The 25558-nt window shown below is 42.8% G+C and carries 12 protein-coding genes, 4 tRNA genes and 2 rRNA genes; 7 read left to right on the plus strand and 11 right to left on the minus strand.

The annotated features are described in order from the left end of the window. Positions 1–17: 17 nt before the first annotated feature. On the plus strand, positions 18–434 hold the full coding sequence (gene sufE / locus A4A68_RS01830; protein ID WP_067565925.1) for a cysteine desulfuration protein SufE: 417 nt from the start codon (positions 18–20) through the stop codon (positions 432–434). A 118-nt stretch (positions 435–552) separates the two neighbouring features. On the opposite strand, the gene A4A68_RS01835 is transcribed toward sufE, so the two are convergent. Next, positions 553–789, minus strand: a complete 237-nt coding sequence (locus tag A4A68_RS01835; protein ID WP_067565928.1) for a major outer membrane lipoprotein — start codon at positions 787–789, stop codon at positions 553–555. 2114 nt (positions 790–2903) lie between these two features. Between A4A68_RS01835 and A4A68_RS01840 the strand changes: the two genes are divergently transcribed. Together A4A68_RS01840 and A4A68_RS01845 are read left to right on the plus strand one after the other, a co-directional pair. Next, a tRNA-Cys gene (locus A4A68_RS01840) sits at positions 2904–2977 on the plus strand. Positions 2978–2993: 16 nt separating this feature from the next. Beyond that, a tRNA-Leu gene (locus A4A68_RS01845) sits at positions 2994–3076 on the plus strand. A 504-nt stretch (positions 3077–3580) separates the two neighbouring features. Here the strand turns inward: A4A68_RS01845 and thyA are convergent. The 3 genes from thyA to grxD all read right to left on the minus strand — a co-directional run bounded on the left by thyA (position 3581) and on the right by grxD (position 8464). Further along, the gene (gene thyA / locus A4A68_RS01850) at positions 3581–4375 is read right to left on the minus strand and encodes a thymidylate synthase (RefSeq protein WP_067565931.1); all 795 of its coding nucleotides are present in this window, start codon (positions 4373–4375) and stop codon (positions 3581–3583) included. A gap of 6 nt (positions 4376–4381) precedes the next feature. Beyond that, entirely contained in the window at positions 4382–5248 is an 867-nt protein-coding gene (lgt, locus tag A4A68_RS01855) for a prolipoprotein diacylglyceryl transferase (RefSeq protein ID WP_067565934.1), read from the minus strand. A 2874-nt stretch (positions 5249–8122) separates the two neighbouring features. After that, positions 8123–8464: a Grx4 family monothiol glutaredoxin gene (grxD, locus tag A4A68_RS01860; protein ID WP_067565936.1), complete on the minus strand. Its 342-nt coding sequence runs from the start codon at positions 8462–8464 to the stop codon at positions 8123–8125. Between the two features lie 787 nt (positions 8465–9251). Between grxD and tsaD the strand changes: the two genes are divergently transcribed. Further along, the gene (gene tsaD, locus A4A68_RS01865) at positions 9252–10274 is read left to right on the plus strand and encodes a tRNA (adenosine(37)-N6)-threonylcarbamoyltransferase complex transferase subunit TsaD (RefSeq protein WP_067565939.1); all 1023 of its coding nucleotides are present in this window, start codon (positions 9252–9254) and stop codon (positions 10272–10274) included. Positions 10275–10447: 173 nt separating this feature from the next. Here tsaD and hns read toward each other — a convergent pair whose 3' ends face one another. Next, positions 10448–10855 (minus strand): histone-like nucleoid-structuring protein H-NS, encoded by a 408-nt coding sequence (gene hns / locus A4A68_RS01870; protein WP_067565942.1) that lies wholly within the window; start codon positions 10853–10855, stop codon positions 10448–10450. 1181 nt (positions 10856–12036) lie between these two features. Here hns and ybeY point away from each other — a divergent pair. Beyond that, entirely contained in the window at positions 12037–12519 is a 483-nt protein-coding gene (gene ybeY / locus A4A68_RS01875; protein ID WP_067565945.1) for an rRNA maturation RNase YbeY, read from the plus strand. 345 nt (positions 12520–12864) lie between these two features. After that, positions 12865–14403, plus strand: a complete 1539-nt coding sequence (lnt, locus tag A4A68_RS01880) for an apolipoprotein N-acyltransferase (protein ID WP_067565947.1) — start codon at positions 12865–12867, stop codon at positions 14401–14403. A gap of 1048 nt (positions 14404–15451) precedes the next feature. On the opposite strand, the gene uvrD is transcribed toward lnt, so the two are convergent. The 6 genes from uvrD to A4A68_RS01910 form a co-directional block, all read right to left on the minus strand. Then, positions 15452–17614 (minus strand): DNA helicase II, encoded by a 2163-nt coding sequence (gene uvrD / locus A4A68_RS01885; protein WP_067565950.1) that lies wholly within the window; start codon positions 17612–17614, stop codon positions 15452–15454. A 214-nt stretch (positions 17615–17828) separates the two neighbouring features. Next, positions 17829–18350 carry a zinc uptake transcriptional repressor Zur gene (gene zur / locus A4A68_RS01890; RefSeq protein WP_067565953.1) on the minus strand — a complete coding sequence of 174 codons (522 nt, stop codon included), beginning with the start codon at positions 18348–18350 and terminating at the stop codon, positions 17829–17831. 279 nt (positions 18351–18629) lie between these two features. Then, positions 18630–18706 (minus strand) — tRNA-Asp (locus tag A4A68_RS01895). Positions 18707–18798: 92 nt separating this feature from the next. Beyond that, positions 18799–18914, minus strand: a 5S ribosomal RNA gene (gene rrf, locus A4A68_RS01900). 183 nt (positions 18915–19097) lie between these two features. Further along, a 23S ribosomal RNA gene (locus tag A4A68_RS01905) occupies positions 19098–22018 on the minus strand. A 305-nt stretch (positions 22019–22323) separates the two neighbouring features. Further along, a tRNA-Glu gene (locus A4A68_RS01910) sits at positions 22324–22399 on the minus strand. 1479 nt (positions 22400–23878) lie between these two features. Here A4A68_RS01910 and A4A68_RS01915 point away from each other — a divergent pair. Beyond that, positions 23879–25234, plus strand: coding sequence for an Nramp family divalent metal transporter (locus A4A68_RS01915; protein WP_067565957.1), 1356 nt, complete (start codon positions 23879–23881; stop codon positions 25232–25234). Positions 25235–25558: the final 324 nt, after the last annotated feature.

Genomic DNA, 25558 nt, shown 5'->3' on the forward strand with positions numbered 1-25558 from the left:
GACAGGAGCACATAACGATGGCAGATCTTCCTGATAAAGATAAGTTGCTGCACAATTTCTCCCGCTGTGGTAATTGGGAAGAGAAGTATTTATATATCATCGAATTAGGCGGGCAATTACCGATGCTCTCAGCAGAGATGCGTACGCCGGCTAATTTAATAGCCGGCTGTCAAAACCAAGTATGGATTGTCTTGTCGATTCAAGCTGATGGCAGCGTCCAGCTATACGGCGACAGCGATGCGGTTATTGCAAAAGGACTTATCGCTATGGCATTTATCTTTTATCAAGGACTAACGCCAGAAAAAATTGTTGTCTGTGATGTACGGCCCTTTTTCGACGCGCTGGCTCTTAACCAGCACTTAACACCCTCTCGATCGCAAGGGTTGGAAGCTATGCTCCGGAGAATTCGCGCTCTGGCTGCCATGCATCAGTAACCGTGCTCAATGTTTGCTAACGTACGAATGAGAGAGGGAAATCAGGCGTTAGTAGCTTTCGTTGAACAAATAAAAATGGCGCACTTTGTGCGCCATTCCCAATTCGAGACCGGCACTCTTACTTTCGGTAAGAAGTAGCTTGGTTGTCCAGACGTTGGTTAGCACGAGCTGCGTCGTCTTTAACGGACTGTAGGTCGGAACGCAAAGCATTCACGTCGTTGCTGCTCTGGTCAACTTTGGCGTTCAGAGTCTGAACATCGGAGGACAGCTGATCGATTTTAGCGTTGCTAGAGCAACCAGCCAGCAGAGTGGAACCCAGAATTATCGCGCTCACTACCAGTTTAGTACGATTCATTATTAATATCCTCTAGATTGAATGAATTTCCATGTAGCATGACAAGTATTACACAAACTATTTTCTAATGAGAATAAATTTTGCGAATAAAACGATTAAATGTAATCGACCGCTCAAAGAAGCATCTTATTTTACAAAGTGGTGAAACGGACTAAGGACCTTGGTGACATAAGATTACTTCTGTTAGAGTCAGTGTTATTGATTTTCAATCTTCCCTATTTTTTAAACGCACATAGCAAAGATAGATATTATCTAAACCGATGAGTTTGATAGTCATTTGGCATCGAACACTTAATGCTGCATTAACAAGCTGCGTGTTATTTTATTTATTATACAAAAGTAGATTGTCGATAGTATCAAACTTAATCTTGTCATGCATCGATTCTGGTTTAAAAACCAATGGCTTTACAATAAAAACGTTTGCTGTGAGTACGTAAATTTAAATGATCCGTTGTTACATTAGTTATATAGCGAGGGCTTATGTGATATAAGATTGTCCTTTAAGATCAACTTTTACGTCATTTCCTTAAATGTACTTTATATAGTTTGGTTGTATGTTTGCTTAAGCGCCTCGAAACACCGTTTGCAGATGTAATAGCTAAAATAGCTTCACTCCTATCTTGCAACTTAAAGATTAATTCCGAAAGTTAACGATAGGTAGTGATCGTTGAATCTTGTTATTTGATGTATCCGATAAAATTTATCGGAGTTCACATTCTTTTTTGTTCGCTTACACTTGAACAATTAGGCGGCATTTAAAATTTGGTCATCATAATATTTTTCATCACGCTGCACCATTTAAATAAACACATCGCGAAATACGATGACCTTACTGTAATGCAAGTACATTCAGGTGATTTTATTGAGCTAGGAAAACTGATTTGACACTCACAAAAGCGCTAATTAAAATGTTAGCCTTTCCAGGCGAACTATGGGCCTGATGTTCTTTAATGGTTCATCGGGATGCACGAGACGCTTTAGAAAATTTAGCACTCCTCCTTGTACGATAAAAGAGAGGATGAAATCACGCTTCTCATCGGAGAGTTACCGATGAATTTCGTTCCAGGTAGCCGACGTTTCTTGTGGAGAGTATGAACACTCTATCTAGTTGGTTCTTAAGGTAAGCGTTTTCACTATACCTCAACTATTTTGCCGAGTACGCCTTCGCGCTATCTCTTCTTTTGCAAACCTTCCTCTCTAGCCCTCCGATTTTGTCCTTGTCGTGTTTTTGGTAAACCCTGTCCCAATCAATTCATGCGTTTCCGTTACGCTATGACAATAGTATTGCACGTATAATATTATCTTAACGCTAATTATAACCCAAAACGTATTGGATCAAAGTTAGCATTAAAAAATAAAAGTAATGTCAGTAATTGTGACTCGGATTTACTAACAATGATACCATTCAATGATTGTATTATGTATTGTTTCGATTTTGAAAGTAAATAAACTTACGAGGAAACCTTTGATGTGGTACGTAAATTTAAGTAATGTCGTTCTATTCGCTGAATATCTTTTGACTTACTATATAGCTGCTTGAGCCCAAACATATCTTATAAATAAGCTATGCATTAGTCATATAGAAAGTTATATTTAATACACTTAATAGTATTAAGTATTTTTATATTGCATGTTTTTCATGCTGGTATATAAATGGTGGGAGTAGAGAAGGACTGTGACATGTAATCAGATGCTATCTATAATCTGAGATCCGTCATTTTTTGCCTGTGCTTCATTGATGATAACAGCCATGGTGATACCGTTGTTACCAACGGTAGTATAGTGAGCACAATCCTTCGTAACGAGTAAAGATGACGCTTCCTGAGAGGGACTGTTTTAGCGTGTCTTCAACCGACGAATTTCAAAGTTGGATGCGCAGTTTCAAAAACTGATGGATTTTCCGGAATAGGCAAATGCGAGATTAAGTTAGTTGTGATTTAATCATCTAAACATCATACTAAGAAGAGCTTGCCATCGTTGTTCAAGACGGCGATAATTGCGTCCATTCCGAAATACAGAATAAGTACATTATTTTATGATCAGTGAGTTGCAAGGTGCTGATTAATGAATTTTTCAATAAAACGGCTGTAGCGTGAAGACAAGTGATGAGATAAGGCGCGTTGGCAGAGTGGAAATGCAGCGGATTGCAAATCCGTCCACCTCGGTTCAACTCCGGGACGCGCCTCCAGTTTTGGTTTTGTGACACCCGGGTGGTGGAATCGGTAGACACAAGGGATTTAAAATCCCTCGGCCTTTGGCTGTACGAGTTCAAATCTCGTTCCGGGTATTAATGCAAAAAAATTAATAAAGTAATAAGCCGTCTTATTGATTGTTTTTACTATTCAACAAAGGCTCGATTTTTCTAACAGAAATCAAGCATTTTGACATTGTAAGCTTAATACTACATTTACGAGCTGTATTTAAAAAACGTTCTTGCTTTATTTTCGCTATTGAGATGTCTTTTAATAATGACTCTGGATGCAAGTATATGGCACGAATATTGGAAATTAGACTCGCTATACTATGTTATTTATATTAAAGCAGGATTTTGCTTACAACCGCATTAGTAAACGAGTTTTTATGTTTTAAAGCAATAAATGCATAAATGCTATAAAATTATTAATACTTAAAACAGCATATTTTTATGACACCAATATCAAATATTTTATTCGTAAGATTATTCGAAACAAAACGATACACGATAAGATCAATGGCACATAATCATGCATCCTTCATGTTAAAATAATATTGCCAGAGCTAGGTGCACTCCACACTAGCGCGTCGTAGCAACTTAAACGGCTATCGGCGCTTTGATCACTGGATATGGATTATATCCTATAAGCTCAAAATCTTCGAAACGGTAATTGAACAATGTCTTTGGATAGCGCTTAATCTGCAGTTTCGGCAACGACAACGGATTACGTGTTAGTTGCAAGTCCGCCTGTTGCAAATGATTACTGTAAAGATGAGTATCACCGCCCGTCCAGACGAAATCGCCGACTTGCAAATTACACTGCTGCGCCAGCATATGTACTAGCAAGGCATAGCTGGCTATATTAAACGGCAGTCCGAGAAAAATATCGCACGAACGCTGATAAACTTGACATGACAAAGTGCTATCGGCAACATAAAATTGGAACAATGTATGACACGGGGGTAAGGCCATCTTGTCCAGTTCGCCGACGTTCCAAGCAGAAACTATGATGCGACGAGAATCCGGGTCTTGCTTAATTTGACGAACCACTTCTTCTAACTGATCTATTTGGCGGCCGTCGCAAGTGCTCCAAGCGCGCCACTGGCGTCCATATACCGGCCCTAAGTCGCCGTTGTCATCTGCCCATTTATCCCAAATGGAAACGTTATTCTTCTGCAAATAAGCAATATTAGTGTCGCCATTAAGAAACCACAGTAACTCATGGATGATTAGCCGCAAATGACAGCGTTTTGTAGTCACCAATGGAAATCCCTGGCGTAAATTAAAGCGCATCTGATGGCCAAATATTGATAGGGTCCAAGTACCAGTACGGTTTGCTTTTGGCGTACCTTGTATACGCACTTTACGCATTAAATCTAAATACTGTTGCATAATATCTCAAAGAGGCTGTCGCTGGGAGCGACAGCGGTAAGCCCAGATCATGATAATTATACCGGCCAGAATCATCGGTAGCGACAGAATCTGCCCCATGCTAATGATGTCGCTAAATAAACCTAATTGAGCATCTGGCTGGCGGAAAAACTCAACGAAAACGCGAAATGCGCCGTAGCAAATCAGAAACAAACCGGAGACGCTGCCAATAGGTCTCGGCTTACGGATAAACAGATTAAGAATAATAAATAGCACTATTCCTTCAAGGAACAACTCGTAGAGCTGAGATGGGTGACGGGGTAACATTCCGTAGCGCTCAAATAGCACTTGCCACTTCTGATTACTCGTCAGCAGTGCTATATCCTCTTTCATGGAGCCTGGAAATAGCATCGCCCATGGCACTGTGGTCACCCGCCCCCACAGTTCGCCGTTAATAAAATTACCTAAACGACCCGCTCCTAATCCGAATGGCACCATTGGCGAAACAAAATCAGCTACTTGGAAAAAATGACGGCGAGTACGGTAAGAGAACCACAGCATTATCACTATCACACCAATCAGACCACCGTGGAATGACATACCACCGTTCCAGACTCGAAATAGATAAAAGGGATTATCGAGAAATAGAGATAGGTTATAAAACAAGACATACCCGATACGTCCACCGAAAAAAACTCCCCAAAAACTGGCATAAAGGAGGCTTTCGACTTCTTGCTTAGTCCAGCCACTACCGGGATGATTTGTACGCCGTACTGCCATCCACATGGCAAATATAAAGCCCACCAGATACATCAGACCGTATAAGTTCAAGGAAACCAGGCCAAAAGAAAAGAGCACTGGATTAAATTTGGGGCAGGCCAGATAATGGATCATTATACATTATCGCTACATCATTGTTTTTGTTGTTGGCTGTCAGATACGGAGGCGACCGCTGTGTATTTCGCAGACACTTGCTTAGTGAAACGTAAGGTAGCTTATCACATTGTATCAGCCTGATGTCAAGAGTCAGGATATCTAAATAAGCGTCGGCAGATGTAACATGCTTTGCTCAACGTTCGCGCAGAAGTGGGTAGATTCAACCATATGCGACAATACTATTTATATGTTAGCAACCTACTCCGCTAAGCCATGTGCCTCACTCATCGTTACATTGTGCAATAAGGAATTGTGGTACGGTATAAGTCTGATGCTGACCATCTAATTCTCGATACACTATTCATATGCCAATTGTTTCAGATTATCTTACGCCGGACGTGCAAGCATATGTTTCTGATACTTCTGCAGAAAATCACAGCGTTGATGATATCAACGCGCAACATTGTCCATCAGTTTATCTTACGTTACAATTCAATAATCATTAAATTATAATGCAGTCGCTGTCATTCAAGTAAAACAGCAGCATCTGGCGATGGTAAACAAGTTGTCGGCGCGTTTCCATAAGTAATTATTGCTTAAAGCACGCAATACAACGTTCAAGCATCAGCTTCGCCACACTATTTAGGCCGAGTTGTCGTCAAGTTCAATGTATAAATTGCGCTCGATAGCGTGCTGCTTCTTGTTCAGGTCGTAACGCCAGCTGTAAAACCAAATGCACACGTACTTTCCGTATGCAACGCGGGTAATTTAGTCTGCACTTCTCATCAAACCTTGTGCATTAATAACCACATCATAGCGCTCACATTTTAGCTGGCATTTGAAGTCATAGCGTTCTTAGTGTGTTGCCGGATCGGCCTAGTTTTTCACTAAAAGCAGAATCGTTATCGGATCATCTGCACTGTCAGATGTTAGGTAGGGATTTGAGCAAGATTCTCTTCGAGAACCTAGTTAAAACGGATTCTTGCATTGTACATGTCACACCGATCAGCTCGAACACAATACTTCACTAATTGAAATATTGGGAAGCTAATAATAGCTATAGTTACATACGAGAAGTTAAATCGCGATCAGGCTCTGATGAATAGCCTTGTTCGTCGTTACATTTATGAATTTTTGGTAATCACTTATTACATAAATCACCCGCGCTTGATGGGAAAGCGCTGGGCAAGACCCAAGACTACTCAGTCCGTGTAGCGGACAAGAGAACGATCTAGCGTGTTGGCACGTGCATTAGTTTAGAACCGTTATTAGTGAAGTCTGTCCGGCAGATTATAACAATGGCTACGTGCGCACCTTCGGTCCGGTGACAACAGCTTTACAGACAACTTGATCTTTAGCGGAGCCGAACAATGTTATTCGATACCCTAGGTGGATAAACTCTCCGACCAATGCCGAAGTTGAAAATCTCGTATTTTCCATAACTATAGATTTACTGCTGTAACGTTGTTACATGTTTTCTTCCAGAAACAATTACTGATTTTTCCCGGCGTTAATTTGGTTGTTCAGGTGAAAGCTGCCCTAAAATGTGCCGTTCTGTCGCTGTAAATTTCCGCGGAGTTATTATCAATCATATAATTGCCGTTCTACTCAGTCGTGCAAGAACAGGCGCTTCATGAAATACAACATCAATATCGCTGAAATCAGCGCTGTTGACAATGCTAGAGGTAAAATTTTCTTTATCTATATAACCAAAGATATTCATTTACATATCTAGTGTCATTTTTAATACATCTACCATAAAAATATCGTTACTACCGATAAGACTTACACCGGTACCCTTAAGATTCAAGGTTGCCGGCACAACATCGACCTTTGATAATTTTCATCTGACTGTAAACGAGATAATGCCGCGACATTATCACAAAATCAAAATAATAAAAGAGTATATTTAAATTACGATTACAATTCGCCAAGAACCCATATTAGCATGATAAGTGATTTCAAAAATCTAGGGGGCCGTTGTCACGCGTAAACAAGCATTGGTTGTTCTTATTAATTGGAAACAAATGAAACAAGGTAGCCGTACATTTTATAAAATATCAGCGCAAGCTATAAGGTTTGCGAATTATTTAAAATGGTCACTGATGGAAAGAAGTCATTACTTCTTTAGTAGAACAAATAAAGAGAATAGTGCTGAATAACAGAATATTTATTTAGTATTTTGAATCCCGTCGATTTTACTTTGATTAAGTCAAAGTGTAAGCATCGATTATTAAAAATCTTACTTTCAAATCAGATATGAAAAGATTGAGATTGATGCATACAGAAGAGTATGCCACTTAGAAATTTTTTAACATTTAATACAGTGGCTTGTAGAGTTCTACAGACTTGCCAAAGGAGTCAACTGCAAACCAAAATATGGTATGCACATGCAACTCCACCAGGAAAACAGTAACTTAGAATTACTGAGTTTTTGGTTTTTTAAAAGGCATATGATCAAATCAATGTGATCTCACCTCATTGTAGTGGAGCTAGAGGAGTGCGATGTAATTATCCTTTGATATAAGGAGTGCAACTCTACATATATAGGCTGTATTTATAAAATATTACAATGTCGCTTTAGCAATAAATAGTTTTTGATGCATAACAACGCAAGTTGTTGATAGTAACTGCTATGATGTACTTAAAAAGGACAATTGTTATTGTCTATTTGATGTTGATAATCACATATCAGTACTTAGTATTGAAGTTAATTTCTAGCACTATTCATTACAATGACGATTATCTAATGTATGTCTAGTTGAGCACCTTGATAGCATAAAATAAAAATTGAGCTTTTGATGTCGCACATGAACATTACAGAAAACTTCATTAGTTTTAATACAAATGCAAAAAGATAACATCCGAAGGATAAATTCAATAAATATTACTTTATAATCTGGATCGATAACTATATTTTACCGCAGTTTCTTTAATAAGTGGCCGCAGTTCACCACATTTATGCATTTCGATAATGATATCGCATCCTCCGATGAGCGTGCCATCTACCCACAATTGTGGGAAGGTCGGCCAGTTGGCGAATTTCGGAAGTTCCTCGCGGATATCCAAATGTGTCAGCACATTCACATAGGTGTAGTGTTCGCTACAGGCAGACAACGCCTGTACTGCCTGAGCTGAAAAACCGCATCCAGGTAATTTTGGCGAACCCTTCATGTATAGAAGAACTGGATTATCGGCAATCTGTTGCTGAATTTTTTCGATAGTCGTAGTCATTGTTTCGTTTCCTAAAGACCGTGATAATTTTTAGCGTGTACCTAAGCATTGTCGTCACAAGACGATAACATCATTATTAGCTTAAAGATAAAGTTGATTCAAACAAATAGAACAGCACAACCATGTTTTTTATAAAAGATTACTATAAAATATAAAATGATGATATTTCTTTACAAGAGGATATTTTGTGAGCACATGTACTGACATGACTTTTCTGATCGCTGTTGGCAAAGAACAAATCCTGGTTTCTTATAGCTGTTAGAAAGATAAATATGTATCAACATCAGTTTTGAAAGTTTTACCTACGAAATCGATATAACATACTTGATGATTCTGGTATTAAAGGTGTCAGGATACTTATTGCCCAACTAAGGCAGTCGTGACTAAAAGTAAATAATTTCGTGAGAAAGACGCTTGACGTTATGTTAAATATAACACAGCCAGTGAGCTTTGTCCTTCTTACGTACGCAAGATCATTTTTCGTTTATTTTCAGTAGATACTGATTAAAGTATGAGATTCGATACTATCGACAACTTGCTTCAACGTAATTTATAACGAATATCCAAGACTTGTGCAATGTATTGTCATATCGACTACAATCTGGTGTCTATTTAGTAGAGCGTCTCTCCGAGATAACCTTTAATAGCAATTGAGCTCATGATACCAAATAACTATTATATGGACTGCATCGGCTGAGAGCAGATAACATTAATCTTTAATCTTTGCTGCATGCATCTCAAAACAAAAGATAGAAAATTAATAAATCTAAATAAGGTAGTAAAGATTATGCGTGTCTTAGGCATTGAGACGTCATGCGATGAAACCGGCGTGGCAATTTATGATCGACAACAAGGTTTATTGTCTAATCAACTTTATAGCCAAGTAAAACTTCACGCCGATTATGGTGGCGTAGTGCCAGAGCTGGCGTCCCGTGATCATGTCCGTAAAACCGTGCCGCTTATTCAAGAAGCTCTAGCTGAAGCGGGCCTGCAGGCGTCGGATATTCATGGGATAGCCTATACTGCCGGTCCCGGACTGGTAGGCGCATTAATGGTTGGGGCTACTATCGGTCGTGCGTTAGCCTATGCCTGGGGCATACCAGCTATTGGTGTTCACCATATGGAGGGACATTTGCTAGCACCGATGTTAGAAGCAAATCCACCAGCATTCCCGTTCGTGGCACTGTTAGTCTCTGGTAGTCATACTCAGCTTATTGCTGTGACAGGTATTGGTGAATATCAATTGTTGGGGGAGTCTGTCGATGATGCTGCCGGAGAAGCTTTTGATAAAACAGCCAAGCTGCTTGGACTCAGCTATCCTGGTGGCCCGATGCTTGAACGTCTAGCACAGCAAGGCGTGCCGGGACGTTATAAATTTCCACGACCGATGACCGACTGTCCTGGACTGGAGTTCAGCTTTTCTGGATTGAAAACCTCTGTTGCTAACACAGTCGTGTACACCGATGCTAATAATTACCAGACGCGCGCTGACGTGGCGAGGGCATTTGAGGAAGCGGTTGTAGAAACGCTCATGATAAAATGCCGGCGGGCGCTCGATCTAACCGGATTCCAGAGGTTGGTGATGGCCGGAGGCGTGAGCGCCAATCAATTGCTACGTACGAGTATGGACGAAATGATCCGCCAACGTGGCGGAGAAGCATTTTACGCCCGTCCTGAGTTTTGTACAGATAACGGTGCGATGACCGCTTATGTTGGCATGGTGCGGCTACAGGTTGGGACTCAGGCGAGTTTGGCGGTGACAGTACGGCCGCGTTGGCCGCTGGAGGAATTGCTAGCTCTGGACGCTTAAGTTAGTAATCACTTTCTTTGTCGACGTCGTGGTGGCACAAAATAACTAAATAAACCAGCTTCCCCAATTGGGAAGGTTAATTGCGGTTTGAAACACAAACGTAGGTAGGAATGAGCGATCAAAGCGATAACAAATAGACTTACTTCGGACGTACCTTATAGGTAAGTAGGCGGTTACAGCAAAAAATCCTCAAGTGTTTTGCCTTCTTCATCAATCGCTTTTTTAATTACAATAGGGGTGCGGCCTTGACCAGTCCAAGTTTTAACGTCGCCGTTTTTATTGGTGTACTGATATTTCGCCGGACGAGCGGCACGTTTTTTTTTACTATCGGATTTAGAAAAACTTGTCGACTGCAGCAACTCATTCGGGTTGATCCCATCGATAATTAACATTTCACGATATTGCTGTAATTTACGCATACGCTCCTCAATTTTAGCCCGAGCTTGATTATCTTCTTCACGACGTTCACCGACAATAACCTTTAGTTTTTCCAGCATGTCTTCAAGAATTTCTAAAGTGCATTCCTTGGATTGTGTGCGTAAAGTACGGATGTTATTAAGGATCTTGAGTGATTCGCTCATCGATTAAATCTCAAACATTATAAAGAAAGTATTCTAGTAATAGTAGAGAGCTAGTTTCTTTTCTGCAATACCCAAATGATGATTCTTTATAAATATTTACAATAGTAAAATTATAAATATATTCTGTTTGTCAGGTAGATAAAATGATTTATCAAACGTCTTTTTTATTGGCATTTTATGAACGCAGTTGTGATTCAATATTATTGATATTCTATATATTTATTTTTTAAAATACATATTTTAGAGGTTAACATTATCTTTGCTCATCGCAGTCTTGACTCATACTTAATGATAATGGTGTGTTATATCATTTAACAATTTTACCATGTATTGTTTTTTAATTTTAAAAAACAAATAGTTTTACACAAACATTTAATGTCAGTACGTAAATTTAAACGATGTTGTTCTATCTTCTGAGTATATTTACTTACAACATAACTAGTAGAGTTCAACAGGACTTTGTTAAATTTATTTAATAGTATTAATAATTTTATAGCATCTGTATATGTCTCGCTTCGACAGTGCTTGTTTGCTTGTGTGATCATTAGCATAAGTAGTTAGCAAGAATCATCTATGCACATAAGATCATTGTTTATCTGTTTTACAGCGGATATTGAAAAGTTACTTTGTCATAATGTTTACATATACTAGAATAGTATTGAGGTTAATGTAATAATACTCAGCATCATTGCGTTCACAACCATTTATTACTACATTAAAAAGCAGTTTTTGTATATCCGGTTAAGTGCCTCGATAACGAACAGGAGTTATAACGTGTTATAAACACAACCTGCAGGTACAGCTTTACATCACACTTTACTACAATATAACATAGACTTACATAACTTATGCGTGGCCTGTTTATATAGTCCTATTGTACTTAATCAGTTATACAGTTGCTTTTTAAGATTAAAATCGACACATAATAAAATTATTTAATCATATCTATTAATATATAGATGCTCGTTTCGCTTATTCCAGACCCGCATCGGTTCTAATATCAACGCGATTATCACCGGTAAGGTGATTCATATCACATGATAAAAGCGCTGGCAGACGTGAAATTTCAAAGACACGATACGCAGGAGCGTGTCTATTCAAAAACGCAAACGAGAGCGCTTGGGACAAAATACTGTCCTGTCAAAGTTTATTATTTTTAGTGAGTCTAGTGAGACTGATGCATGAGCAACGTTATACTTGACCTGCAGTTAGCCTGCGATAAAACACATGGTTTGCCTACAAAGATGGTTTTTTTGCGCTGGCTGCAAAGCGTACTACCGCTGTTTCTCGACTATTCGGAGATCACTATACGCCTTGTAGACGAAGCAGAGAGCCAGAAGTTTAATATGATTTACCGCAAAAAAAATCGTCCCACCAATGTACTTTCCTTTCCTTTTCAAGCACCACCGGAAGTGGCACTGCCGTTTCTGGGTGATTTATTAATTTGTCGTCAGGTAGTGGAGCGTGAAGCACAGCAACAAGAGAAAACGCTAGAAGCCCACTGGGCACATATGGTTATTCACGGTGCGTTGCATTTGTTAGGACATGATCATATCCATGATAAAACAGCCCTAAAAATGGAAACGCTAGAAATCGGGATAATGCAAAAGCTCGGTTACCAAAATCCATATCTTGCGGATAAAGAGGCGAATTATACTATCTAACGAAACCTAAAGCAGATGGCTATCTTTCATGTATTGTGCTTAAAAAATAATTTATGCTTTTCTTTAACTTATGCGACAGTCTTTAGAAAGTAAAACTGACTAAACGTTATGAGCAACGATTCAGTTTTAAAAGGTCTTATACCTCATGCTAAATCAGCGAAGATAAGATCCATGAGAAAATTCTGCGCTTGGCGGGTCCGTAGTGCCGACGGAAAGCAAACGGTATGCTGAAAGCATTCTGTGCCAAACGTTGCTATAATGTGGCAAGTAGCCAATAGTCAACGTATGATTACGTTATAATATCTGAAAAATCACCGTATCTTATCATGGAAGATTTATCCCTCCATGACTATCATTTTGTTGTCTATATGCTATCGCTTCCGCGCACTGCTAGCGCTTATTACTGGTGCCTGCGGTACTTTAGCATTTTCACCTTACGATTTCTGGCCTGCTGGTATAGTTTCGCTGGGTGGCTTGCTAGCTGTAACGCTTCATTGCAACACCTGGTGGCAAGTCGGCCGGTTGGGCTTTATATGGGGCTTCGGTCTGTTCGGCACCGGTATCAATTGGCTTTACGTCAGCATCGCTCAGTTCGGTGGTTTGCCTAGCTTAGTCAATGTGGCGCTGGTGGTGGTGCTTATCACCTATCTGGCGCTTTATCCCATGCTGTTCTCCGTCTTTCTAGCAAAGCTATGGCCACGTACCAATCTATGGCGGTTATCGCTTGGCTCACCGGTTCTGTGGTCGGTCACTGAATTTTTACGCGGATGGGTACTGACCGGCTTTCCTTGGCTAGGATTCGGCTATAGTCAAATAGACGGCCCATTAAAAGGCATTGCGCCCCTCTTCGGCGTACAAGGGATCACGTTCATGCTAATGATGATAAGCGGGGTGGCGGTCTATGGGCTAGCGCGGCGGCGCCTATTGCCGGCTGTTGCCGCGCTAGCGCTGCTGTTGCTGCCATGCTTACTTCCGCATTCACTATATTGGTATCAGCCACAGCCAGAGCGGGCCATTAACGTTGCATTAGTGCAAGGTAATATTACTCAGTCGATGAAATGGGAGACGAATCAAGTGGCACCGACGCTGGATATTTATTCACAGCTCACTCTGTCAACGCTTAATGAGGCGCAGATGGTTATCTGGCCAGAATCGGCTATACCTGATAATGAAATTGCCCAAAATGCCTTTTTGACTCGGTTTGATGAACAGCTCAGACGAAGACATACCCGGTTAATTACCGGTATTATCGACGCGCGGCCTACCTTACACAGTTACGATTACTACAACAGCATTATTGTGTTGGGTGAACCCACACCCTATCGATATCTCTCTAAAAATCGCTACAACAAGCATCATTTAGTACCTTTTGGTGAGACCGTGCCGTTGGCATCTTTACTACGGCCGCTAGCACCGTTATTCAATCTGCCGATGTCATCACTCAATCAGGGGAATTATTTACAACCACAGCTACAAGTGGCCGGTATGAAACTCACTGCTATCATCTGTTATGAGATTATTTTAGGTAGTCAAGTGCGGGATAATTTCCTCCCCGATACCGACTTCCTGCTAACAGTGTCAAACGACGCTTGGTTCGGGCATTCTATTGGCCCATGGCAGCACTTCCAAATGGCGCGCATGCGTGCCCTGGAGCTTGGACGGCCACTACTGCGTAGTACTAATAACGGCATTACTGCGGTTATTAACGCCGACGGAACGCCGCAAGCGCAATTGCCGCAATTTACTCGAGACGTCCTCAATATTCGAGTAACCCCGACGAAGGGGATGACCCCCTACGCCCGTACCGGCTCCTGGCCGCTATGGATTGTAACGCCACTAGTCGGACTGATTGCATTGGTTTTCGATCGTCGTAGAGGCATCTGAAGCAATAGCACGCTGCTGGAAGCGTTATTTGCAAAGGGTTTCAAACATTCAGTTTCGAACTGTTCATACACTTTCCTATTATGTATTTCCCTAAAAAGAATCACTAACATTTGTGTGATTTAGGCGGAAATCTTGCAACAACAGCATCTAAAGAGTATCGACCAGAAATATAAAATAGAACTCTGCCCCATTAGGGGTATATAATTGCTTTTGATCGAACAATGCACAAAGGCTATTACATAGCATAGGTTTTATTCAATGAAAGTATATTTATCTAGGTTTCGGCGTTTCTTGCCGCAGGTAGCCTGGCTATGTATGAATTAAATACAAGTACGATACACTAACTGGATGAAACTAAGATCGGCGATAGAAAAATCACCGATTTTGCCGTCTGCACCAAAATAGTTCAATTTTTGAATAAAAATTCGTTATGGGAAGCAACGACTCTCTACGTAGCACCTCTTACACTTGCTTTAAGCTCAGAGAGCATGGAGAGCGTATTATAATATTCATTGCTAATGTCCATTCATGATGACTAGACTTAACGTTTCTAAGTCACTATAAATATTTTCAATTTTATCTGCAAATTGCTTGATTTTGTTTGAATGTATCCAGTAGCGGTTACAGTCGAAATGCCGACGGTTCACATTCGCATAGACTGTAAAACCAACTATCTAAGATAGCAAATACACGGCGGCGTTGCCGCATGATCGTCATCATCGGCATAAAAAAAGAATGGACAGACTCGATAAGATAGACCTGCAGCGCACCTTAGGTGTATCGCGTCTTATTAATCAGCGTCAAGACGCGATAAACGATGGTTTTCCAAGTGAAAATGTTAAGCATCGTTTCCTTTCCTTCACAGTAAACAACGCATTGGAGCAGAGAAATATGAAGTAAGGAATTTTGCTAAGTGCAGACTACTAAAGAGCGAGAGCTGCGAAAGAGTAGACGCTCTAACAATTGCGTACACGCCGAGAAAAGGCTGTAAATAAAAAATCGTTTATCCAGTTTTTGTACAAAAGAAAGCATGACGCATGTCAGCTGGTCAAATGGTTTCCAGTCGGGCGTAATCCGCCACTAACCATTTAAAAACCTGGCCTTGAAATGCAATTTGCAGACGGATATGTTTACCGCTTCCCTCTAGATTAACTACCGTACCCTCGCCAAATTTTGGATGACGCACTCGCTGTCCAAGGGTAAAATCCTTTTCGTTTAAAGGTACACTAATGTGTAGTCGGCTAGTCAGGCGGGTTACATTTGAACGCAGTTGTAGTTCTTCAACACAAGCTGTCGGCAGTTCGCTAACGAAACGCGATGGTCGGTGGGAAACTTCTTTTCCGTATAGCCAGCGGGTTTTCGCATAAGTAATGGTTAGCTTATCTATCGCACGGGTAACGCCGACATACGCCAGACGGCGTTCTTCCTCCAAACGCTCATCGTCGTCTAGCGACATCTGGCTGGGGAAAATGCCTTCTTCCATACCAACAATAAACACTTGAGAAAATTCTAATCCTTTGGCGGCATGCAGCGTCATTAGATGCACTGCATCCTGATAGGTGTTGACCTGGCCTTCACCAGCCTCCAGTGCGGCGTGAGATAAGAACGCTTGCAACGGCAGAAAATCTGACTCTTTATCGTTATCGTTATGACTAAACTGACGGGTAGCAGTGACCAATTCTTTCAAGTTCTCGATACGCACTTGATTTTTTTCGCTTTTTTCCTGTTCATACATGCACCATAGGCCGGACTTTTTTATCACTTGATCGGTTTGCACACACAATGATAGCCCCGCTGTCTCTTTTTCCAGTGTATCAATCAGCTCTAAAAACCGTTGTAGAGCGCCGGCAGCGCGACCGACTAGCACGCGCTCTGCGAGTAGAGCTCGACTCGATTGCCACAGCGTAATCTGACGGTTACAGGCGACTTGTCGTACCCTATCTAGGGTACGATCTCCAAGGCCACGCGTAGGCGTATTGACCACTCGCTCATAGGCAACGTCGTCGCTGCGATTAGCGATAAGGCGCAAATAAGCGATCGCATCCTTGATTTCTTGACGCTCGAAAAAACGCACACCGCCATAAATTCTATAAGGCAACCCAGTTTGCAGCAACGCCTCTTCCAGCACGCGCGACTGAGTGTTGTTACGATAGAGGATGGCGAAGTCCTTGAGCGCCCGACCCTGCTCCTGACCCACCTTGATGCGATGAACCACAAAGCGCGCTTCATCCGCTTCGTTAAAGGCACAATAAAGAGTGATCGGTTCGCCTGAAGCGACTTCGGTCCACAGATTTTTCCCTAGCCGGCCATCGTTATGGGAAATAAGGGTATTAGCGGCTTGTAAGATATTGCTGGTGGAACGATAATTTTGTTCCAATAGAATGGTCTGCGCGCCGGGAAAATCATCCAGAAAACGCTGAATATTTTTTATCTGTGCTCCACGCCAGCCATAAATCGCCTGATCATCGTCTCCGACGATCATCACATTACCATTATCGCCGGCGAGCATGCGAAGCCAAGCGTATTGGATTTGGTTAGTATCCTGGAATTCATCCACAAGGACATTGGTAAAACGTTGGCGATAGTAACATAAAATATGCAGCTTGTTCAACCACAATTCATGAGAACGCAGCAACAGCTCAGCGAAATCTACTAGCCCGGCGCGGTCACATGCTTCCTGATAGGACAGATAGATGCGTTGCCAGGTCGCCTCAACCGGATTGCTGTAACTTTCCGCATACTGCGGACGAAGTCCCTTGTCTTTTTTGTCTCTAATACACCACATTGCCTGGCGCGATGGCCACTGTTTTTCATCCAGATTCATGGCACGGATAATGCGCTTTAACAAGCGCAGTTGATCTTCACTATCAAGTATCTGAAAATCCTGCGGCAGATTAGCGTCCTGATAGTGGACACGCAATAAGCGATGAGCCAACCCATGAAAGGTACCGATCCACATGCCGCTCTGGCTAGAGCCCATCAGATGTTCGATACGATGGCGTATTTCAGCCGCCGCTTTGTTAGTAAAAGTGACTGCCATTATCGAATAAGGTGAGCATTTTTTCACCGATAGCAGCCAGGCGATACGGTGCACCAGTACTCGTGTTTTTCCACTTCCAGCACCGGCCAGAACTAACAAATTACCGCGCGGCGCCGCTACAGCTTCTAGTTGTTTGTCGTTTAGGTTGTTGAGCAAATCAGAAACATCCATAGTTGGCCTTTAGCGAAGAGCCAGCCAGGTGCTGGTTATTTATATAAAGCTGGCGCTGATTAGATCAGTCATCAGGGATGACAATCACAAGAGGGACAACAGACATGCATCTGCTATCACGGTTGTTTATCTAGCATGTATTCTTTTCCATAATGTGTATGGCTGCTTTCTCCCATTTTTTTCTACAAAAGCACAACTAGCGCCTGTTTTTAACTCATAACGATAGGCTTTTAGTATTTTTTATTACTTTGTGGTCATGTGTACAGACGTTAGGATATTGGCATGCTTTCACTTCGCTACATTTTGGACAAAAACCATGCGCCTCTACCACATTATGGGAGAGAGTAAAATCGTCGGACGACGCCATATGCTGTAAAATTTCATCTATGCCTTGTGCTATTTGCTCTGTCACTTGACCACAGCGGTCGCAGATAAAGAAAACGGAGGCATGGGATAACTCAGAAAAATGATGGCATAGCACAAAGCTATTGGTGGACTCGACGCGATGAACAAAACCTTGCTCAAGCAAAAAATCCAGCGCACGATAAATGGTCGTGGGTTTCGCCTGTGGTTCAGATTGACGCAATAAATCTAGCAAATCATAAGCACTTATCGCACCGTTTTCTTGAGACATCAGCCGTAGAACTTCTAGTCGTTGCGGTGTCAGACGAACATTGCGCTGTTCGCACAATTTTTCGGCTCGGCTAAGAAGAGGGTGTTCGGTTGTTGTTTTCATTATATTCCCGGTTGTGATTTTTTACTACTTATGCAGACATAAAAATCACGATCAAAGCTCCCAAGCCATGGGGAATGTGTTAGCTTCACAGACTCGATCAAGGTGAATTAAATTAACCAAAATAAGCTTACCTTGTTATACATAAAACCATAGTAAATCTTTTTAACAGCAAAAACGACTGCAGCATCTACATTGTAACGTTTGATCGTTTTTAAGTCAGAGACAGAGACTTGCTCGATACCAGGAAAACCTGAACATTGATTCAGGTTTGTTACTAAATGGCGGTGCGGACGGGACTTGAACCCGCGACCCCCGGCGTGACAGGCCGGTATTCTAACCAACTGAACTACCGCACCAGCGAATCACTATATACGCCAGATTAACCTAAGCAAGGTCAGACTTCTAACCAATATATACCGAAGCTCGCGCTATCTATTTATATAATAATGCCTGGTAGTTCCCTACTCTCGCATGGGGAAACCCCACACTACCATCGGCGCTACGGCGTTTCACTTCTGAGTTCGGTATGGAATCAGGTGGGGCCACCGCGCTAGTGCCACCAGGCAAATTTATTTTCCGCACCGCTTGCGCCATGCAGACTGTTCTTACGTGACTGTTTAGTCTTATCCGGAACTTCGCTAATATTGTCTCATACTATCTGTATCATGCTCCAACCCTAAGGGATTGATCTTTCCAGAATTTTCGCTTTCTCTCTCGTTGCACGCCTTCAAACAGCTCAGGTGTTGTGAGGTTAAGTCTCACGGATCATTAGCATCGGTTAGCTCAACGCCTCGCAGCGCTTACACATCCGACCTATTAACGTCATCGTCTTTAACGTTCCTTCAGGAGGCTTTAAGCCTCAGGGAAGACTCATCTTGAGGCAAGTTTCTCGCTTAGATGCTTTCAGCGATTATCTCTTCCGCACATAGCTACCGGTCAATGCCATTGGCATGACAACCCGAACACCAGTGGTGCGTCCACTCCGGTCCTCTCGTACTAGGAGCAGCCCCTCTCAATCTTCCAGCGCCCACGGCAGATAGGGACCGAACTGTCTCACGACGTTCTAAACCCAGCTCGCGTACCACTTTAAATGGCGAACAGCCATACCCTTGGGACCTACTTCAGCCCCAGGATGTGATGAGCCGACATCGAGGTGCCAAACACCGCCGTCGATATGAACTCTTGGGCGGTATTAGCCTGTTATCCCCGGAGTACCTTTTATCCGTTGAGCGATGGCCTATCCATACAGAACCACCGGATCACTAAGACCTGCTTTCGCACCTGCTCGAGCCGTCACTCTCGCAGTCAAGCTAGCTTGTGCCTTTGCACTAACCTCACGATGTCCGACCGTGATTAGCTAACCTTCGTGCTCCTCCGTTACACTTTGGGAGGAGACCGCCCCAGTCAAACTACCCACCAGACACTGTTCTCGGCCCGGATAACGGGCCTGAGTGAGAACATTAAACATTAAAGGGTGGTATTTCACGGCTAGCTCCATGCAGACTAGCGTCCACACTTCTAAGCTTCCCACCTATGCTACACATCAAGGCTCAATGTTCAGTGTCAAGCTATAGTAAAGGTTCACGGGGTCTTTCCGTCTTACCGCGGGTACGCCGCATCTTCACGGCGAGTTCAATTTCACTGAGTCTCGGGTGGAGACAGTCTGGCCATCATTACGCCATTCGTGCAGGTCGGAACTTACCCGACAAGGAATTTCGCTACCTTAGGACCGTTATAGTTACGGCCGCCGTTTACCGGGGCTTCGATCAAGAGCTTTTCCTTACGGATAACCCCATCAATTAACCTTCCGGCACCGGGCAGGCGTCACACCGTATACGTCCACTTTCGTGTTTGCACAGTGCTGTGTTTTTAATAAACAGTTGCAGCCAGCTGGTATCTGCGACTGGCTTCAGCTCAGAGAGCAAGTCCCTTTACTTACGTGCCAGCGTGCCTTCTCCCGAAGTTACGGCACCATTTTGCCTAGTTCCTTCACCCGAGTTCTCTCAAGCGCCTTGGTATGCTCTACCTGACCACCTGTGTCGGTTTAGGGTACGATTCGATATGACCTGGAGCTTAGAGGCTTTTCCTGGAAGCGTAGCATTAATTCCTTCACCACCGTGGTGGCTCGTTATCACGCCTCAGTGTTGCAAAAGAGCGGATTTTCCTGCTTTGCCACCTACACGCTTGAACCGGGACAACCGTCGCCCGGCGAACCTAGCTTTCTCCGTCCCCCCTTCGCAGTCACACCTAGTACAGGAATATTAACCTGTTTCCCATCGACTACGCCTTTCGGCCTCGCCTTAGAGGTCGACTTACCCTGCTCCGATTAACGTTGAACAGGAACCCTTGGTCTTTCGGCGAGCGGGTTTTTCACCCGCTTTATCGTTACTCATGTCAGCATTCGCACTTCTGATACCTCCAGCAGCCCTCACAGGCTGCCTTCGCAGGCTTACAGAACGCTCCTCTACCCAACGGACATATCACAAAACCGATACGTGCCGCTGCCGCAGCTTCGGTGCATGGTTTAGCCCCGTTACATCTTCCGCGCAGGCCGACTCGACCAGTGAGCTATTACGCTTTCTTTAAATGATGGCTGCTTCTAAGCCAACATCCTGGCTGTCTAGGCCTTCCCACATCGTTTCCCACTTAACCATGACTTGGGGACCTTAGCTGGCGGTCTGGGTTGTTTCCCTCTTCACGACGGACGTTAGCACCCGCCGTGTGTCTCCCGTGATAACATTCTACGGTATTCGCAGTTTGCATCGGGATTGGTATCCGGGATGGATCCCTAGCCGAAACAGCGCTCTACCCCCGTAGATGATTCACGAGGCACTACCTAAATAGTTTTCGAGGAGAACCAGCTATCTCCCGGTTTGATTGGCCTTTCACCCCTAGCCACAAGTCATCCGCTAATTTTTCAACATTAGTCGGTTCGGTCCTTCAGTTAGTGTTACCCAACTTTCAACCTGCCCATGGCTAGATCACCGGGTTTCGGGTCTATATTCTGCAACTCAACGCCCAGTTAAGACTCGGTTTCCCTGCGGCTCCCCTATAACGGTTAACCTTGCTACAGAATATAAGTCGCTGACCCATTATACAAAAGGTACGCAGTCACATCCATAAGGATGCTCCCACTGCTTGTACGTACACGGTTTCAGGTTCTATTTCACTCCCCTCGCCGGGGTTCTTTTCGCCTTTCCCTCACGGTACTAGTTCGCTATCGGTCAGTCAGTAGTATTTAGCCTTGGAGGATGGTCCCCCCATCTTCAGACAGGATAACACGTGTCCCGACCTACTCGTTGAACTCACAACAAGCGCACCTTCGGATACGGGGCTATCACCCTCTGCCGCCGGTCTTTCCAGATCGTTCTCCTGATGCGCAAGCTGATGGTAGCTCTGGGCTGTTCCCCGTTCGCTCGCCGCTACTGGGGGAATCTCGATTGATTTCTTTTCCTCAAGGTACTTAGATGTTTCAGTTCCCCTGGTTTGCTTCGTCAAACTATGGATTCACTTGACGATGATGCAAAAAATTGCATCGGGTTTCCCCATTCGGACATCGCCGGCTGATAACGCTTCATGTCAGCTCCCCGGCGCTTTTCGCAGATTAGCACGTCCTTCATCGCCTCTGACTGCCTAGGCATCCACCGTGTACGCTTAGTCACTTAACCCCACAACCCTGAGATGTTTGCTGTTTTTCGGTTGGCTGGACGCTGTTATAATTGCGTTACACAGTACTTAACAGTGGACAGAAGTTCACTGTGGGTCTGTGTAACGTGCGCTTTGCCACGTTACGGGTACTTCACCCCACGCCTACCGTAGTCCTTGCAGATTACGATAATGTTTATGCGCTATCTCGGGTTGCTTATTTTATTTGAGAGACTCATGAATAAAATTCTCAAGCTTGTTCCGGATTGTTAAAGAGCGATATTTCGCAGCACGCTTTAACCAACGTGCTCTGAAATAACAAACAAAGTGGCGTCCCCTAGGGGGTTTGAACCCCTGTTACCGCCATGAAAGGGCGGTGTCCTAGGCCACTAGACGAAGGGGACACGAAACCGTACATAGGCGCCGTCGACTGCTTTACTCAGTAACAGCTATCATATAATCCGTACAAACACATCACTTAACGCTTGTGAGATTCAGACTTTAGTCTGAATTACGAGTATGAGCCTGAAAGATCTTTCCTGTGTATGTCTATTATGACATATCTGTATTTCATTTTGTAAAAGACACGACCTTAGAGGGTGAATTCTGCCATGACCATGCGACATTAACTACCTACTCAGCCTTGTCGCTTACTAGAATTAGAATTCTAAGTAAGAATTTTAATTCTAGTATTGTCTTGCGTGTGCTCGCAAAGATTATCTGATAAGTTGTTAAAGAACGCAACCGATATAGCATATCCCTATCGGCACGGATGGTATATTTTACGTTTCCTTGTTGTATAGTCAAGCTTTTATTTGCTCGTCGTGATTCGCCTGCTTTTGACTAAGCTGATTAATCATAAGGACTGTAGTTTAAAGAGCTCGAAAATGTTTGAAAAGCAAATTGCATATATGGTCGTATTCCAACACGCTTGTTGCGTATTGTTTCTAGTTTTGAAAAGTAAATGATTGTATGAGCAATACGTTTTATGCAGATATGTTAAGTTACTCACTACATGAGTTGTTCAATCTAACAAGACCCTATAAAAGATGCTGTTGCTTAAAGGCATGAGCAAGATCTCAATTTTTATGCCGTCATAAGCATAGACAACGACGTACATAAAACCATTGTTCGTTTCCGCAGCAGATACAGCATTAAACCCTATGTCATCCAACATCATTCATTACAATATTAATAACTAGTCTATGACTGGTTGAGCACCGCGATAGAGAAAATGCAGATGTAATATCTTTTTACACAGCTTGCTGATATGATATACCATCTAGCACTTAATGTCAGGTATATATCGAATTATAATTTATTCCTTATACGCACTTAAACAACAAGTATCAAATTTGACGAGCTTGAATTCTCTCATGTGGACATTGCCAATCCGTACAGTGGATCAGCCTATTAGCGCAAAAGCTTCATCTTATCAGGTTAACCTTAAAATAGCAGACGCCCTGTTTATGAATTGAGCACGTCATAAATCTTTCTGCCTTATACAATCTGATACACTACTGTTTCCATGAAAAGCCCATGTGCGGAGTTGTCGGTTCCCATGCTCTTTACGCTTTTCTGCAAAGAATTCCAGACACTTCTAAGTCTGCCCTGACCGCTGGCAGAAACTTCAACCTTTTTTAAACCGCCCAGGATAATTCCCCTCGCCTTCTTTATATACTCATTATTATTGTAATGACGTCACATCGGAGGCATCGAAACCTGAGTGTCGCTATGCCGTGATAGGTTACACGTATGTCGCTGCTGCAACAGCATTCGCTGCGTGCAAAGTGCGTCCTGCACTTACCCGTAGTACATCAAAACTCAATGATCATAATTGATAATAAATCTCATTAGTCTGGAATAGAAATTTGGAATAAAATATGGAAATAGTCAGAAAAAACAGTCTCGAAGAAATCAATTCCACAATTCCCGTACCGACGGGAAAAGGTAGAATTTTTAGGAAACTGTTTGCGTTTTCAGGACCAGGCGCGTTGGTCGCGGTAGGGTATATGGATTCAGGTAACTGGGTCACCTCACTTCAAGGGGGAGCTCTTTATAGCTATCTTCTGCTATCAGTGATTTTAATCTCTAGTCTTATTGCTATGCTGTTGCAGGTTATGTGCGCAAAACTAGGCATTGTGATGGGGATGGATTTAGCGCAAGCCACGAGAGCTCTGGTCGGCAAGCGCACTGCCATCGTGCTCTGGATCACTACTGAATTAGCAATTATCGCGACAGAGATCGCTGAAGTTATCGGTAGTGCTATTGCTCTAGATTTGTTATTCAAGATTCCACTATTGCTTGGAGTTATAATTACTGTACTGAACGTTTTTTTACTCTTAGCTTTGATGAAATTCGGCATCAGAAAAATCGAGGCGCTGGTCTTTATCTTGATCGTCACTATTTTTATTATTTTTACCTATGAAGTAGCGTTAGCTAATCCCGATCTGGGTCAGATCATACACGCGTTTATCCCGCAAAGTGATATCCTGACTGCAAAAGTGGCAGGTGGCGATTCTGCTTTTTGTATCGCATTAGGTATCATTGGTGCCACCATGATGCCGCATAATTTGTATCTACACTCTTCCATTATTCAATCGCGCCAATACGATCGTCACGATGAACGGGCACTGAAAGAAGCGATCCGCTATGCGACCATTGATTCCAATGTGCAACTTGGGTTCTCATGCATCATTAATTGCCTGCTTCTTATCCTTGGCGCCGCGCTATTCTTCGGCAAAAATCCAGAGGATATTGGTCGATTCGCTCAACTTTATGAGGTCTTACAGAATCACACTATGGTCGGCACGATTACTAGCTCCACCTTGGCTACATTATTCGCGGTCGCGCTGCTAGCCTCCGGTCAGAATGCCACTATCACGGGGACCTTAACTGGGCAAATTGTCATGGAAGGGTTTATTAGTTTCCGGATGCCGGTGTGGCAACGGCGTATGATTACCCGCTTGCTTGCTATTACGCCGGTTGTAGCGTGTATATATTACTGGGGAAATAAAGGGGATGTGGTTGAAAAACTGCTAGTTTATACCCAAGTTTTTTTAAGTATCGCCCTACCAATTTCAATGGTGCCGCTACTGTATTTAACGTCCTCTAAAAAACATATGGGTAAGTTTGTTAATTGCATACCGTTTGTTATCATCGGCTGGCTGGCAACTGCGGTGCTAATCGTATTGAATTTTCAACTCATTATCGAAACAGTACAATTGTTGCTCAATTAAGTAAACAGCACGACGGCAGGATATTGCCTAGTCTCTGATTATGCGAGATTCAGCTCCTATTCGAATGGATGGAATATAGACTTTCAAAACGACGACCGGGTTTTAAAGAATGTCACCACTTACAGATTCGAGCGAACTAATAGTCCCATTGTTTTTGTTTTATTTATGCACCGCCACACGGTGGCTTTATCGGTGTCCGTGAGATTACCATCGACGAAGAAATATGGTTTGATCATCATAAAGTGAGAATAACGGAACGTTAGTAGCACGGCAGACTTTTGTTAGGCAGCGAAAAATCAAAAAATGGCTTCCTCTGCAGGAGGT

It is taken from the genome of Candidatus Doolittlea endobia, from assembly GCF_900039485.1.
Lineage (GTDB): Bacteria > Pseudomonadota > Gammaproteobacteria > Enterobacterales > Enterobacteriaceae > Doolittlea > Doolittlea endobia.

Coding starts and splice junctions, on each gene's coding strand:
- sufE (WP_067565925.1), top strand. CDS start 18: ATGGCAGATCTTCCTGATAAAGATAAGTTGCTGCACAATTTCTCCCGC.
- A4A68_RS01835 (WP_067565928.1), bottom strand. CDS start 789: ATGAATCGTACTAAACTGGTAGTGAGCGCGATAATTCTGGGTTCCACT.
- thyA (WP_067565931.1), bottom strand. CDS start 4,375: ATGCAACAGTATTTAGATTTAATGCGTAAAGTGCGTATACAAGGTACG.
- lgt (WP_067565934.1), bottom strand. CDS start 5,248: ATGATCCATTATCTGGCCTGCCCCAAATTTAATCCAGTGCTCTTTTCT.
- grxD (WP_067565936.1), bottom strand. CDS start 8,464: ATGACTACGACTATCGAAAAAATTCAGCAACAGATTGCCGATAATCCA.
- tsaD (WP_067565939.1), top strand. CDS start 9,252: ATGCGTGTCTTAGGCATTGAGACGTCATGCGATGAAACCGGCGTGGCA.
- hns (WP_067565942.1), bottom strand. CDS start 10,855: ATGAGCGAATCACTCAAGATCCTTAATAACATCCGTACTTTACGCACA.
- ybeY (WP_067565945.1), top strand. CDS start 12,037: ATGAGCAACGTTATACTTGACCTGCAGTTAGCCTGCGATAAAACACAT.
- lnt (WP_067565947.1), top strand. CDS start 12,865: ATGACTATCATTTTGTTGTCTATATGCTATCGCTTCCGCGCACTGCTA.
- uvrD (WP_067565950.1), bottom strand. CDS start 17,614: ATGGATGTTTCTGATTTGCTCAACAACCTAAACGACAAACAACTAGAA.
- zur (WP_067565953.1), bottom strand. CDS start 18,350: ATGAAAACAACAACCGAACACCCTCTTCTTAGCCGAGCCGAAAAATTG.
- A4A68_RS01915 (WP_067565957.1), top strand. CDS start 23,879: ATGGAAATAGTCAGAAAAAACAGTCTCGAAGAAATCAATTCCACAATT.